Genomic DNA, 14180 nt, shown 5'->3' with positions numbered 1-14180 from the left:
TTGAGTGAACTGCCTCTTCCTATACTTTCTCTTATAGCGCAGCTAATTGTTCGAAAAATTTCTGATACGATACAGCGACCGCATCACTATTCTCTATTTTCACTTCTCCATCTATAATACACGATGCGATTGCAAGCATCATCCCAATACGATGATCGCCGTGACTATTAACAGTATTTCCTTTTAAACTTTGTTTACCATATATAATCATACCATCTGGTGTAGCTTCAATCTTCGCACCTAATTTGCCTAATTCATCTACAACCGTATCGATACGATTTGTTTCTTTTACTTTTAACTCCTCAGCGTTTTTAATAACAGTAATTCCTTCTGCCTGCGTTGCCAATAAAGCAATTACAGGAATTTCATCAATTAATCTTGGAATAAGAGTTCCACCAATTTCTATTCCTTTTAGTTTAGATGTTTCAATCGTAATATCCCCGCACGGTTCAAACTCTTCATTTCTAATATGATCGATAGAAATAAGTGCACCCATCTTTGTTAATACATCTAAAATCCCTGTTCTCGTCGGATTTAAACCAACGTTCTCCAATACAAGCTTACTATTTTGAACAATTGCACCAGCTACTAAGAAAAATGCCGCCGAAGAAATATCTCCTGGAACTTCTATGTCTGCACCTTTAAGTTGTTGTCCACCTTGTAATGAAACGGTCCGTCCATTAACATCTACGGTACAACCGAATGCACGTAACATTCTTTCCGTATGATCACGAGATTGCATAGGCTCTGTTACCGTAGTTATGCCTTCCCCTTGCAAACCCGCAAGTAAAACTGCTGACTTCACTTGTGCACTTGCTACTGGTGAATGGTAATGCATACCTTTTACCTTACCACCGCGAATAGATAAAGGTGTATATTGTCCGTTTTCTCTACCATCGATTTGAGCATTCATCTTACTAAGCGGGTCTGTAACACGTTTCATAGGACGTTTTCCAATTGATGTATCACCAATTATCGTACTATGGAACGGCGTATTTGCTAAAATCCCAAGCATAAGACGAATAGTCGTCCCTGAATTCCCCACGTCTAATACTTCTTTCGGTTCTTGTAAATTATGTAACCCTTTACCGTAAATCGTGACATCGTTACCACTCTGTTCAATCTGGACACCTAGTTTTTGAAAACATGCAATTGTACTTAAACAATCTTCTCCTAATAAAAAATTTGATACTTTCGTCGTCCCTTCCGCTATCGCTCCAAACATAACAGAGCGATGCGAAATAGATTTATCTCCTGGAACAACAATTTTCCCATTCAAACTATTTTTTCGTCCTACTAGTTTCAAACTGTATCCTCCTCACATTTTAAATAAGTTATATGTACAATAGTTCTTCTTATACGTCTACTTCTATTGTAACGTTTTCTTTCTTGAACGTGCAAACAACTCCCCTTATTGCAATTCAAATGAAAAAGGCTCCTGTAACAGGAGCCTTCACCATTTCTTAAGAATACGTTTCTTCTTTCTTCACTTGTTCTTTTACAAGTTCTGTAAGTAATTCAATAATCTCATCATTTTCTTCTTTTAATCCAACAGTAATACGAATACCATCATGCATACCAAATGCTGCACCAGAACGAACGATATATCCTTTTTTCATTAATCGTTCGAAAGCTTCATTACCAGGTATACCAAGTTTCAAGAAAATGAAATTCGTTTGAGATGGATAGTAGAATACGTTATATTCCTTACAAAATGCATAATATTGATTTAATCCTCCGGCATTTTTCTTCACACACTCTTGTAAAAACTGTTGATCCTCTATCGCCGCTAACGCTACCGCTTGTGCGATAGTTGATGTGTTAAACGGTAATCTTGCTACCTCGAGCTGCCCTACAAGCTTTGCATCACCAATCGCATATCCAATACGAAAAGCAGCTAATCCATACGCTTTTGAGAATGTGCGTAGCACCATAAGATTTTCGTACTTTTCAAGAAGAGGTAATGTTTGCGGATAATCTTCTGCCCCAGCATATTCATAGTATGCTTCGTCCATAATAACGAGCGCTGACTTTGGAACTGATTCTAAAAATGAAAGTAATTTTTGTTTTTCTACATATGTACCTGTCGGATTATTCGGATTACAAATCCATACAATCTTCGTTTTCTCATCTACTTGCTGTAACATTGCATCTAAATTGTGAATACCATTTTCAAGTGGTACTTCCCGAACTTCGGCTCCTTCAATAACAGCATGGTGATAATATTGTGAGAACGTAGGATTCGCCATTACAACATTTGTTCCGTTATGTAGCAAAGCGCGGCTAATCATTTGAATGACTTCATCTAACCCACTACCAAATAAAAGTTGTTCCGCTTTTACACCTAAATACTCTGCTACTTTCTCACGAAGCTCAAAAGCCGCCCCGTCCGGGTAGAGTGCATATTGATTAGCTAACGAAGTTAATGCTTCTGTCACACGTGCAGAGCAGCCAAACGGATTTTCATTCGATGCTAATTTCACAATTTTTGACAATCCATATTCTCTTTTTACTTCCTCAATATTTTTCCCAGGTACATATGCTCTCAAAGTTAACAATTGCTCTTTTACTCTCACTTTTCTTCCCCCAGTCATTGATATGATTTATAATTCCTTACTGTCATCTTTAATCATAACCGTCACCATTACGAGAATACCTTTAAATATGCATTTCATACCTGTTCTACAACTTTTTTAGACCATATCCTTTTGAAATGCTTCTAACGCAATATGAACAGTCTCATCTGAAATAGATACGACATTCACTCCCCCATATTCCTGCATAAGCACCATATGAATTGTTCCAGCATTTGCTTTTTTATCTTGTTTCATCAACTGAACGAGACGTTCTACATTCAAGTCGCTTGGCATTTTTGGATAACCGTATTTCAAGAACCACTGCTTCATTTCTTCATAAAAAAGATCAACTTTGTACACTTGCTCACTTAAAAACATGGCAAATAGCATGCCAACCGCTACTCCATCACCGTGAGTAATATTTCCATATCCTAACTCTTTTTCAAGAGCATGTCCTAACGTATGCCCAAAATTCAAATGGGCACGTACACCTTTTTCTGTTTCGTCTTGCGACACAATATTCGCTTTCACAGGAATCGCCTTCGTTAATATATGAATTAACTTTTCATCACGAAGATCCGTTAATATTTGCACTTCTTCTTTTAACCAACGATATAGCTCTACATCACCAATAAGAGCATGCTTTATCACTTCTGCATAACCTGATCGCCACTCTTTTTCAGGAAGTGAATGTAAAAATGGCGTATGATATACAACAGCTTCTGGCTGATGAAACGCTCCAATCATATTTTTTCCTAGTGGATGGTTAATTGCTACTTTCCCGCCTACTGCGCTATCGTGAGCTAATAAAGTCGTTGGAACTTGGACAAAGCGAATACCACGCATAAACGACGCGGCAACAAATCCAGCCAAATCTCCAATCATTCCGCCTCCAAGTGCGATGATTAAAGAATTTCTATCTAATTTATTTTCAAGAGCCGAAGTGTGAGCCTCATAGAAATTTTCAAAAGACTTCTCTTTTTCGCCACTCGGTACAACAAACGAAAACACTTTTTGCTCTACTTGCAATGCATCAACAACTGTCTGTAAATGCAGTGATGCAACAGCTTCATCAGAAATAATCATTACGTTAGATACCGCAGGATTCATTTTTTGAATAAGCGTTGTTAAATGTAACAACGCCTCCCTTCCAACATGTACATCATATTCTTTTGATTTCGTTTGAATATGTATGTTCTCCATTAAAATCCCCTCGCATATTCATTATGTTTCTCAATATTTTCACGTATAAGATCGATACGATCTAATCCAAATTGTTCAATTAAAGTTGTTGCGAGCTCCCAAGCCACAACAGCTTCAGCCACAACGCTAGCTGCCGGCACTGCACAACTATCTGAGCGTTCAATACTCGCTGTAAAAGGTTCTTTCGTATCAATATCAACACTTTGAAGCGGTTTATATAATGTCGGTATCGGTTTCATAACACCACGCACAACAACCGGCATACCATTTGTCATGCCACCTTCTAATCCACCTGCATTGTTCGTTTTTCTTCTGTACCCTTGCACTTCATCCCAAAGGATTTCATCATGCACTTCACTTCCAGGTCTATGTGCTGCTTCAAAACCAATTCCAATTTCAACACCTTTAAAAGCGTTAATACTCATAATTGCCGCTGCTAATTTCGCATCCAATTTTCTATCATAATGTACATAGCTACCTACTCCGATTGGCATTCCTTCTACAACTACTTCAACAATACCGCCGATAGAATCACCATTTGCCTTCGCATCATCAATTGCTTGCATCATCTTTTTACCGGCCTTTTCATCTAAACAACGTACAGGAGATGCTTCTGTAGTACTTTGTAATTCCGCAATAGAGTTATATTTGATATTTTCTACCTGTACACCACCAATCTCGACAACATGTCCCGCTACTTGTATACCTAATTCCGCTAATATTTTTTTTGCAACTGCACCAGCTGCAACACGAACTGTCGTTTCACGTGCGGAAGAACGCTCTAATACATTCCTCATATCTCTATGACCATATTTAATCGCACCATTTAAATCTGCGTGTCCAGGTCTAGGTTTCGTAACTTGCCTTTTCATTTCTTTCTCTTCCTGCTCAGTTAACGGCTCTGCACCCATAACCTTTGTCCAATGTGTAAAATCACGATTTTCAACAACAAGTGCAATCGGGGACCCCATCGTCTTCCCATGCCTAACACCACTTACAATTTGCACTTGGTCTTTCTCAATTTGCATGCGTCTACCGCGTCCATATCCTTTTTGTCTTCTAGCTAATTCTTCATTTATATCATTCGCTACTAAAGATAATCCTGCCGGAACACCTTCTAAAATTGTCGTAAGTTGCGGACCGTGGGATTCACCAGCTGTAATATATCGCATACGTTATTCCTCTTTTCGCATATGTATTTATCCCGCTACATAAAGTAGCTATATTATCTTCCATCACTCTTTAAAATACAAAGAAATTATATAGTAAATCGAGTGTTTGCTTTCCCTACTTGTAATTATTCTATTATTTTCATAACAGTAGACCTTTTACTTTACATACCAATATATCATAACAGTCCTAACTTCGTAACTAATCGAAATAAAAAAAAGTGCAAGAAGAATACCTCTATTCTTCTTGCACTTTTTACTATTATCACAGTTATTAAAGCGTTTACAAATTATTTCAAAATAATTAGTAAATCCATTGATTCATTAATTTTGAGTAGTCTACTAATTCTTCTTCCTTAAAGAAAATAGCAATCTCGCGCTCTGCACTTTCTAAAGAATCCGAACCGTGGATAATGTTTTTCGCAACAGTTACACCGAAATCTCCACGAATTGTTCCAGGAGCAGCTTCATGTGGTCGTGTTTTACCCATCATATTGCGTGCTGTATCTACTACACCTTCACCTTGCCATACCATTGCGAATACAGGGCCAGATGTAATAAAGTCTACTAATTCACCAAAGAAAGGTCTTTCTTTATGCTCACCGTAGTGTTGTTCAGCAATTTCCGGAGTAACTTGCATTAATTTTGCACCAACTAATTGAAAGCCCTTTTTCTCAAAACGAGCTACGATTTCCCCAATGAAGGCACGTTGTACACCGTCTGGTTTTACCATTAGAAATGTTTTTTCCATAAAAAATCTCTCCACTTCTGAATTATGTATGTAATTGTATATCCCCACACACATATTAACACCCTTATCACAATTGTGCAATAGTTTTGAAATAGAGAGATTGTTTTATTTTTTAGAAAAAATACTAAAATTTTCGTTTTCCAATATACTTCGCGACATTTTGCAACGCATACTTCGCCTGTCCACGAGGGAGTGGTTTTATTATTTCTAATGCTTTATGTAAATAACGTTCACTAAACGAAAATGCTTTATCAATAGCTTCGCTCGCTTTAATATCATCAATAATTTCTTTCATTTCACTTGCTGTTGTATTTTCATGCACAGATGTAATTTTCTGACGAAGAACTGGGTCTTCCATGGCATACAAAACAGGTAATGTAATGTTACCTTGTAATAAATCACCACCAGCAGGCTTTCCAAGCTTCTCTTCTGTCGATACGAAATCTAAAATATCATCAATAATTTGATAAGACATACCAACAAAATATCCATACCAAAATAGACGATTTACAGTATCACGATTAGCACCAGCAGCAATCGCTCCCAACTGACAACTCGCGGCGATTAACAATGCTGTTTTTCGTTTTATCCTTCTTAAATACGTTCTTAAATTTTGATCATAGTTATACTTATCTTTAATTTGTTCGATTTCACCTTTACAAACTTCTAAAATTGTATGAGACAACGCTTGATGTGCATCTGGAATTTCTATATTTGTTATACATTCAAGAGACTTCGCAAACAAGTAGTCTCCTGTATACATTGCAATACGATCTCCCCATTTCGCATTCACTGTTGCGCTACCGCGTCGTAAAAACGCAGCATCAATGACATCATCGTGAACAAGCGAAGCCATATGAATAAGTTCTAATGCAACCGCAACATGCTTAATTGCATCTAACTTATAATCCCCAAATTTCCCTGCAAGCAAAACAAAAACAGGGCGAATCCGCTTCCCACCTGCTTCAATAAGCTGTAATGCCGCTTCTTCTACTAACGGCTGCTCAGAAGCAACTGTCTTCTTCAATTCTTTTTCTATAACATTAATATCCGATCGTAAAAAAGAGTACATAAGTTGTAACTTCATATTGTTCACCTTAACCTAAAACGTCTTTTTTCTATTTTGATTCTGGTTTAAAACCTAAATGCATAGCTGCTACACCAAAAGTAAATGGTTTCACTTGCACATTCTTAAGCCCAGCTTCTTCAAACATACTTGCTAACTCTTTCATCCCTGGGAATGTACTAGCAGATTCCTGAAGCCATGAATATTCTTTATAACTTTTCGCAAACATCTTTCCAAATAACGGCATGATATATTTAAAGTATATGACATATCCTTGACGAAAACCTATCATCGTTGGTTGGGATGTTTCCAGGCAAATTACTTTTCCACCAGGCTTTACTACACGCGTCATTTCTTTTAATACTTGCATGTAATCCGGAACGTTACGTAACCCAAAACCAATCGTTACATAATCAAACGTGTTATCTTCATAAGGAAGTTCCATTGCATTTCCATGCATAAGTTCTACTTGCTTTAATTCTAAAGCTTCTACCTTTTGTTTACCGACAGCTAGCATATTTTCGCTAAAGTCTAAACCGTAAACCTTCCCATCTTCACCTACAGCTCCCGCCAGTGCAATTGTCCAATCTGCCGTCCCGCAGCATACATCAAGTGCCTTACTTCCAGGTTTCACATCCATAATTCGCATCGTTTCTTTGCGCCATGCCTTATGCCTTTGAAAACTAATTACAGAATTCATCACATCGTATTTATCAGAAATTTTCTCAAATACGTCATGTACTCTTTCTTCTTTTGATTGTTGCATGCTCGTACCTTCTTCCAATGTAAAGTTGCTTATGTCCTTGATTTATCTCTTAACATAGAAATTATCTCATTAACTTCTGTATGATTCTCTAAAAAATTTTCTTCCTGCTTTCTCTTTTCCATAAGCCATTCATTAATAACTGTTTCTAGATTTTTATCGTCATCCAATGAGATTTTTTGGACCGCTTGAAAAACAGGTGAATTTTGTTTATCAGCATACAATTGACACTCTTTTTGAAGACGATTTTTTCCTAACACATAAGTTATATATGGTTTCCAATTAGATAAATGAAAATGATCACATGTTTTTTGCAAAAGCGCAGATTCAATTATTACTACACTTTCCATTATGTCTTGAATCGCCACATGTGCTTTTTGATATAGCATAATTTTATGTTCATTAATCTCCTTAATTCCTTCAGCAAGTGCACGAATTAAGATAATATCACAATTCATTGACAACAAGTAATAGTATAGACCACTATAATAATCACCTGCAAGAACTGTCAATTGACGCCGCTTATGAAATCCACTCGTCTCTTCGTTTTCTTTATTTGATACTTTTTCATGTGTATCAAGAGCAATTTGTACAAGCATAATCGTTACTACATAATGATCAATTTGTTCTTTATGTATATTTGCACTTTTTAATGCACCGTATAACAGCGCTATTTTTTCTTCATCAATAAATGGTTCTTCAATATAGTTTATAAAATAAGGATGGCGTAATTTCTCCATCAATTTCTCTTTAATACCCGCATACCCTCCGTAGATGTCACACACAAAAAATCACCCTTGTTTTCTAATTCATAAAATTTATTATAACACATACATTCTATTTTCTATAATCAAAACTTGGCTACTTCTGCCAAACTTCCACCGAATGAAGCCTCAACTTTCATTCATACGAGTTATCTTCGTCTCTAACAACTACAAACATTCATTTCCACAAAAAGCGAAGTAATTTTCAACCTTTATATTCTTGCTCTTTAACACTAAAACTATATCATTTTTTTGTATATAAAAAAAAGAAAAGCAGTTTCCCGCTTTTCTTTACTTCGTCTTAATAAACGATAAAATTTCACTACGTGCTGCTGCATCATTTTCTAACACGCCGCGCACCGCAGTCGTTACTGTTTTCGCACCAGGCTTTTTCACACCACGCATCGTCATACACATATGCTCTGCTTCTACTACTACCATTACACCATGCGGCTCTAATACTTCCATAATAGAGTTAGCTACTGTTGATGTAATTCGTTCCTGTAGTTGTGGACGACGCGCAATTGTGTCTACAGTACGAGCTAATTTACTTAGTCCTGTTACTTTTCCACCTTGCGGAATATATGCAACGTGAGCAACTCCATAAAACGGAACAAGATGATGCTCACACATCGAATAGAATGGTATATCTTTTACTAGTACAAGCTCTTCGTGGTCTTCTCCGAATACTTTGTGTAAATGCTCTTTCGGATCCTCATGCATCCCTGAGAATACTTCTGCGTACATTTTCGCAACACGTTTCGGTGTATCAAGTACTCCCTCGCGATTTGGGTCATCTCCGATTGCCTCTAAAATAAGACGTACTGCATGTTCAATTTGTTCTAAATTAACTTTTGCCATCCGCTAGCCCTCCCGAAAAACCTAAAAGTGATACGAACACATTCTAGCATATTTATGTTTTTAAAAGCAAAAAGAAGAGTTTCCAAAAAGGAAACTCTTCTTCCCTGTTAATATGTAAGGATTATTTAACCGCATCTTTTAACGCTTTACCAGGTTTGAATGCAGGTACTTTACTTGCAGCGATTTCAATCTCCTCACCTGTTTGTGGGTTACGACCTTTACGAGCCGCACGCTCACGAACTTCGAAGTTACCGAATCCGATTAGTTGTACTTTATCACCTTGTTTTAAAGCTTCTAAGATAGAATCAAAAACAGCGTCCACTGCTTTTGTTGCGTCCTTTTTAGAAAGGGAACTTGCTTCTGCAACAGCATTGATTAAATCTGTCTTGTTCATGCCATTCACCTCCTCCCAAAGATAAGACTGTATAATGATCATAAAATGAGTCTTACTTTCATTTGTAGGCAATTTTTACAAATTCTATACTACAAAGATGTAGATAAATCATTATCAACGCCTATATTATACGATTCTCCTTTATAATTCAATATTTTTAAGGAAATTGTTACTCTTAAAATGTGAAATTCTGATGAAACTTGACAATTTACAACAAAATATTAGATAATGACTGTTTATTTTTCTATTACGTACTCAAAAAGAAAAAAATCCCTCTGCAATTAGAGGGATTTTTTTCTTATAATATAATCGCAATTAATCCGCCAGATCCTTCATTAATAATTCTTTCTAGCGTTTCTTTTAACTTATAACGAGCGTTTTCTGGCATTAGAGATAACTTCGCTTGAATTCCTTCTCTAACAATAGAGCTAAGAGAGCGCCCAAATATATCAGAATTCCAAATTGATAGTGGGTCATCTTCAAAATCTTGCATCAAGTAGCGAACTAGTTCTTCACTTTGTTTTTCAGTACCGATAATTGGTTCAAATGTTGATTCTACATCCACTTTAATCATATGAATAGACGGCGCAACCGCTTTTAATTTAACACCGAACCTTGAACCGTGACGAATAATTTCCGGTTCATCTAAGCTCATATCAGCTAATGCAGGCGCTGCTACTCCATATCCGGTTTGTTTTACCATACGTAAAGCATCTGCCACTTGGTCATACTCTGTTTTCGCATGAGATAAATCGAGCATAAGCTTTAATAAATGATCTTTCCCTCGAATCTCTACTCCTACTACTTCTTTTAAAATTTGATCATACAATTCATCTGGCGCATATAAATCAATCTCTGCCACACCTTGCCCCATATCAATGCCAGCTAGACTTGCTCGATCAATAAATTCATATTGACTAAACTGCCAAACGACACGGTCCACATCACGAAGACGTTTTATATCCTTTACAGTCTCTTGAACCGCTTCCTGATAACTTTGGCGTAACCAATGCCCTTCATTTAGCACCATTACCCAGCTCGGAAGGTTTACATTCACTTCTAAAACCGGGAACTCGAATAACGCTTCTCGAAGTACGTTATACACATCTGTTTCTCTTAAACTCTCTACACTCATCGCAATTACTGGGATATCATATTCTTCTGATAAACTTTGACGTAACTGCTCCGTATCTGGATGATATGGCTGTACAGTATTGATAATCATAATGAAAGGCTTTCCTACTTCTTTTAACTCATTTACAACGCGTTCTTCTGCCTCTATATAATCTCTTCTTGGAATTTCACCAATTGTTCCATCTGTTGTAATAACGACACCAATTGTTGAATGCTCTTGAATTACTTTACGTGTCCCGATTTCTGCAGCTTCATGGAATGGAATAGGCTCTTCATACCAAGGAGTATTAATCATGCGCGGACCATTCTCATCTTCATAGCCTTTTGCTCCTGGAACCGTATATCCAACACAATCTACTAATCGAATATTCACTTCAAGACCTTCATCTACTTCGATAGAAACCGCTTGGTTTGGAACAAACTTCGGTTCCGTCGTCATTATTGTACGACCAGCAGCACTTTGAGGCAGTTCATCCTGCGCTCTTTGACGGTCTGACTCATTTTCAATATTGGGAATAACAACAAGTTCCATAAATTTTTTAATAAATGTTGATTTCCCTGTTCGAACAGCTCCTACAACTCCAAAATAAATATCACCGCCTGTGCGTTCCGCAATATCTTTAAAAATATCTACCTTTTCCAAGTGATTCCCTCCCTCAATATTTTTGGGAATAATTCCGTGTTTATAGTCAACTAATACCTTCTCTAACGTTGCCTATAATATCTGATATAATATAATGGTATTCTAGAAGTTCGGACAATATATCAAATAATTTTGTCCAATTTCATATGACTATTTAAAAAATACCTTTTGTTTGCATCGCAAGTTGTATAACATAAAAAACCTTTCTTCTAGAACTTATTCACTAAAAGAAAGGTTCATGACTTATGATTTTAAAAAAATTGGTTCTCCATTTTTTACTGTGTACGGCAAAGAATATGCAGGAACAAACGGGGAATCCTCCGATAGTATACCCCGGATATCTTCACCTTCTTTAAATTGCCCTTCATTTTTTTTCAACGCTTCATATAAGTCGATTCTATAATCAACAAACAATTCTCCTTTTTCATTGATTACAAGAGGGAGACCTTTTCCTGAGTACGGACTTGTCACTTGTGGTACATCTTTATATCCTAGTTTTTTGAAGTCTAATTCATAAACACCATCTGTAATCACTTTTTTAAAAGGTGGATATTGATGTTCATCACGATACATCCTTAGCTTCAATGTCACTTCTTGAATTTGTTCCGCCATTCTCACATCAATTAACTTTACTGTCGGATTTTTTTCAACATCTATTAATACATATTGATATACTCCACCACTTTCATACGCATTCCCTGGTGCCTCTTGTATGTACCGCGGAGCAATTTTTTGAAAATCAATTGGATACTTCTGATAAATCGGCGTACTCATATCACGCGTCTTAATTGGTAATAAACCATCCGTTTGATCCTTATATGTATTAATGGCTTTTTGTACAACCTGCAACTGGTCTTCATAAGGAATAGCACTTTGTTTCATATTTTCTCTTGGATACATACACCCTGTTAAAATGCTCATGCAACAAAATATTAAAATAATATGGATTTTTTTCACTGACAATCACCTTTTCATGCTAATATGGACTGTTCCTTTTGTAACATTTACCGACTGCACATCCTTTATTGCTCAATAGGGCCACTAAATACAACAAGGAAAATAACAATTCCCGATACAATCATGAGGGTGTACGCTACTAAAGCTGTAATCCCTTTCAAAAATTTATTCTTCATTTTATGCCTACTTAATAAAATAAAACTTACTGCAAGAAACATAAATCCAATTGCCCCTAAAGCAAACCACATTTTCATAAGCCCTTCCGACATATATACACCCCTTTACTTTCAATCTATTTTTATACTATTTTAACAAATTAAAATATTTTAACAAATAAAAATCATCATTTTTTCGTTAATTGATGATTTTTATTTAAAATAATAAAACCGAAGCACGAAATGATGCGCTTCGGTTGACCAAATATGCCCTTAACAGCTCTATTCCCATTCTTTCATAACTATCATATGCATTCTCTAAACTCTTTGTTTCTCATAATTTATTTTTTAAACAGTTTACTTAACGAACCAAAATCCGCCGGCATATTATTGTTAATGATTGCTTTTACAATTTGATCCTCTTGCTCTTTTGGCACTTCACGTCCTGCCATAAGAGCAACTTGATGAATCAATTGGCGAAGCACTGTCTCATCACGTAAGTTCGCATTTTGAACAGACGACGCTAATTTAAAAATATCTTCTTTGTTCACTTTCGCTTCTTTTTCAATGTTATTAAAAATGTTGTTATCCATTCTTTTCACCCTCTCCTCAAGTTACTCTTCATCCTATGCATAAATGAAGAATTGGTGAAAAGACCCAGAAAACAAAAAAACGGTAGAAGCACAAAATGTACTTCTACCGTTTTTTTCATAACAAATCAGGTATCGCTTCAACTTCATGTTTTCGAACACGTCCCATCAATGAGCCTACTGTATCTTTTACATTTTTCTCATTGAACAACACGTCATATAAAGCGGCTGTAATTGGCATCTCAACTTCCATTTTCTCTGCCAATTCATGAGCAGCTTTCGTTGTTCTTACACCTTCAACAACCATACCCATGCTTTCTAATACTTCTTCTAAAGAATGTCCTTTTCCAAGCATATTTCCCGCACGCCAATTTCGACTATGCACACTTGTACAAGTTACAATTAAGTCCCCCATACCAGTTAGGCCGGCAAATGTCAGTGGATTTCCGCCCATCTTTCTTCCTAAACGAGCAATTTCCGTTAAACCACGTGTCATTAATGCCGCTTTCGCATTATCTCCTAATCCAAGTCCATCCGTTATCCCCGCAGCTAGTGCAATAATATTTTTTAAAGCACCACCAAGTTCCACTCCAACGATATCCGGATTTGTGTATACACGAAAGTAACTATTCATAAATAAATCTTGTACTCCCTCAGCCGCTTCCATACGCTTTGCTGCAGACGTAACAGTTGTCGCTTGACGCAATCCAACTTCTTCAGCGTGGCTCGGCCCAGATAGTACAACAACATCCTTAATCAAGCTCTCTGGAATTTCTTCCTCAATCATTTCAGAAATACGTTTTGACGTACCTGGTTCTATTCCTTTACTTGCATGAATCCAAGTAATTGGCTCTGTAACAATTTCTTTCATCTCTTGCAATACGTCTCGGTACGCTTTCGTCGGTACTACTAGCAGTACTGTATTTACATCAACTAATGCTTCTTCTAAAGAAGAGTAGGCTACGATTGTGCTTGGCAATGTAATCCCTGGAAGATATCTACTGTTCTCATGCTTCATATTAATTTCATTCATGAGTTCAGGACGGTTTCCCCAAATACGTACATCATGCCCATTGTCAGCTAATACCATCGCTAACGCTGTTCCCCAGCTACCTGCTCCTATTACTGTGATTTTTGTCATAAAATCACATCCT

The 14180-nt window shown here is 36.7% G+C and carries 15 protein-coding genes; all 15 read right to left on the bottom strand.

Annotation, left to right across the window (positions count from 1 at the left end; all coding sequences use genetic code 11):
* Positions 1-31: 31 nt before the first annotated feature.
* Positions 32-1306: a 3-phosphoshikimate 1-carboxyvinyltransferase gene (gene aroA, locus MR071_RS17205; RefSeq protein WP_242237127.1), complete on the bottom strand. Its 1275-nt coding sequence runs from the start codon at positions 1304-1306 to the stop codon at positions 32-34.
* 157 nt (positions 1307-1463) lie between these two features.
* Positions 1464-2576 (bottom strand): histidinol-phosphate transaminase, encoded by a 1113-nt coding sequence (gene hisC, locus MR071_RS17200; protein WP_242237124.1) that lies wholly within the window; start codon positions 2574-2576, stop codon positions 1464-1466.
* A 117-nt stretch (positions 2577-2693) separates the two neighbouring features.
* Positions 2694-3779, bottom strand: a complete 1086-nt coding sequence (gene aroB / locus MR071_RS17195; RefSeq protein ID WP_242237120.1) for a 3-dehydroquinate synthase — start codon at positions 3777-3779, stop codon at positions 2694-2696.
* The gene (aroC, locus tag MR071_RS17190; RefSeq protein ID WP_242237117.1) at positions 3779-4951 is read right to left on the bottom strand and encodes a chorismate synthase; all 1173 of its coding nucleotides are present in this window, start codon (positions 4949-4951) and stop codon (positions 3779-3781) included. The genes aroB and aroC overlap by 1 nt, the downstream gene beginning before the upstream one ends.
* Before the next feature lie 301 nt (positions 4952-5252).
* A complete protein-coding gene (gene ndk, locus MR071_RS17185) occupies positions 5253-5699 on the bottom strand; it encodes a nucleoside-diphosphate kinase (protein ID WP_000415879.1) in 447 nt (148 codons plus the stop codon).
* A gap of 124 nt (positions 5700-5823) precedes the next feature.
* Entirely contained in the window at positions 5824-6786 is a 963-nt protein-coding gene (gene hepT / locus MR071_RS17180) for a heptaprenyl diphosphate synthase component II (protein ID WP_002011823.1), read from the bottom strand.
* A 31-nt stretch (positions 6787-6817) separates the two neighbouring features.
* A complete protein-coding gene (locus MR071_RS17175) occupies positions 6818-7531 on the bottom strand; it encodes a demethylmenaquinone methyltransferase (protein WP_242237114.1) in 714 nt (237 codons plus the stop codon).
* Positions 7532-7560: 29 nt separating this feature from the next.
* Positions 7561-8313, bottom strand: coding sequence for a heptaprenyl diphosphate synthase component 1 (locus MR071_RS17170; RefSeq protein ID WP_242237111.1), 753 nt, complete (start codon positions 8311-8313; stop codon positions 7561-7563).
* Between the two features lie 270 nt (positions 8314-8583).
* Entirely contained in the window at positions 8584-9153 is a 570-nt protein-coding gene (gene folE / locus MR071_RS17165; protein ID WP_001151482.1) for a GTP cyclohydrolase I FolE, read from the bottom strand.
* 121 nt (positions 9154-9274) lie between these two features.
* A complete protein-coding gene (locus MR071_RS17160; RefSeq protein WP_001043860.1) occupies positions 9275-9547 on the bottom strand; it encodes an HU family DNA-binding protein in 273 nt (90 codons plus the stop codon).
* Positions 9548-9845: 298 nt separating this feature from the next.
* A complete protein-coding gene (gene spoIVA, locus MR071_RS17155) occupies positions 9846-11324 on the bottom strand; it encodes a stage IV sporulation protein A (RefSeq protein ID WP_000416521.1) in 1479 nt (492 codons plus the stop codon).
* Between the two features lie 243 nt (positions 11325-11567).
* A complete protein-coding gene (locus MR071_RS17150; protein WP_242237109.1) occupies positions 11568-12281 on the bottom strand; it encodes a hypothetical protein in 714 nt (237 codons plus the stop codon).
* A gap of 65 nt (positions 12282-12346) precedes the next feature.
* On the bottom strand, positions 12347-12550 hold the full coding sequence (locus MR071_RS17145) for a DUF2768 domain-containing protein (protein ID WP_002011815.1): 204 nt from the start codon (positions 12548-12550) through the stop codon (positions 12347-12349).
* Positions 12551-12777: 227 nt separating this feature from the next.
* On the bottom strand, positions 12778-13029 hold the full coding sequence (locus MR071_RS17140; RefSeq protein WP_242237106.1) for a stage VI sporulation protein F: 252 nt from the start codon (positions 13027-13029) through the stop codon (positions 12778-12780).
* 115 nt (positions 13030-13144) lie between these two features.
* Positions 13145-14167, bottom strand: a complete 1023-nt coding sequence (locus tag MR071_RS17135) for an NAD(P)H-dependent glycerol-3-phosphate dehydrogenase (protein WP_242237104.1) — start codon at positions 14165-14167, stop codon at positions 13145-13147.
* Between the last annotated feature and the right edge of the window lie 13 nt (positions 14168-14180).

This window comes from Bacillus cereus group sp. BfR-BA-01316 (assembly GCF_022664195.1).
Taxonomy (GTDB): domain Bacteria; phylum Bacillota; class Bacilli; order Bacillales; family Bacillaceae_G; genus Bacillus_A.
The sequence above is the reverse complement of the archived record's forward strand: the minus strand, read 5'-3'. Positions and strand labels throughout refer to the sequence as shown.

Excerpts from the sequence above, each read along its gene's own strand:
- aroB (WP_242237120.1), bottom strand. The coding sequence starts at position 3,779 with ATGGAGAACATACATATTCAAACGAAATCAAAAGAATATGATGTACAT.
- aroC (WP_242237117.1), bottom strand. The coding sequence starts at position 4,951 with ATGCGATATATTACAGCTGGTGAATCCCACGGTCCGCAACTTACGACA.
- ndk (WP_000415879.1), bottom strand. The coding sequence starts at position 5,699 with ATGGAAAAAACATTTCTAATGGTAAAACCAGACGGTGTACAACGTGCC.
- hepT (WP_002011823.1), bottom strand. The coding sequence starts at position 6,786 with ATGAAGTTACAACTTATGTACTCTTTTTTACGATCGGATATTAATGTT.
- MR071_RS17175 (WP_242237114.1), bottom strand. The coding sequence starts at position 7,531 with ATGCAACAATCAAAAGAAGAAAGAGTACATGACGTATTTGAGAAAATT.
- folE (WP_001151482.1), bottom strand. The coding sequence starts at position 9,153 with ATGGCAAAAGTTAATTTAGAACAAATTGAACATGCAGTACGTCTTATT.
- MR071_RS17160 (WP_001043860.1), bottom strand. The coding sequence starts at position 9,547 with ATGAACAAGACAGATTTAATCAATGCTGTTGCAGAAGCAAGTTCCCTT.
- MR071_RS17145 (WP_002011815.1), bottom strand. The coding sequence starts at position 12,550 with ATGTCGGAAGGGCTTATGAAAATGTGGTTTGCTTTAGGGGCAATTGGA.
- MR071_RS17140 (WP_242237106.1), bottom strand. The coding sequence starts at position 13,029 with ATGGATAACAACATTTTTAATAACATTGAAAAAGAAGCGAAAGTGAAC.
- MR071_RS17135 (WP_242237104.1), bottom strand. The coding sequence starts at position 14,167 with ATGACAAAAATCACAGTAATAGGAGCAGGTAGCTGGGGAACAGCGTTA.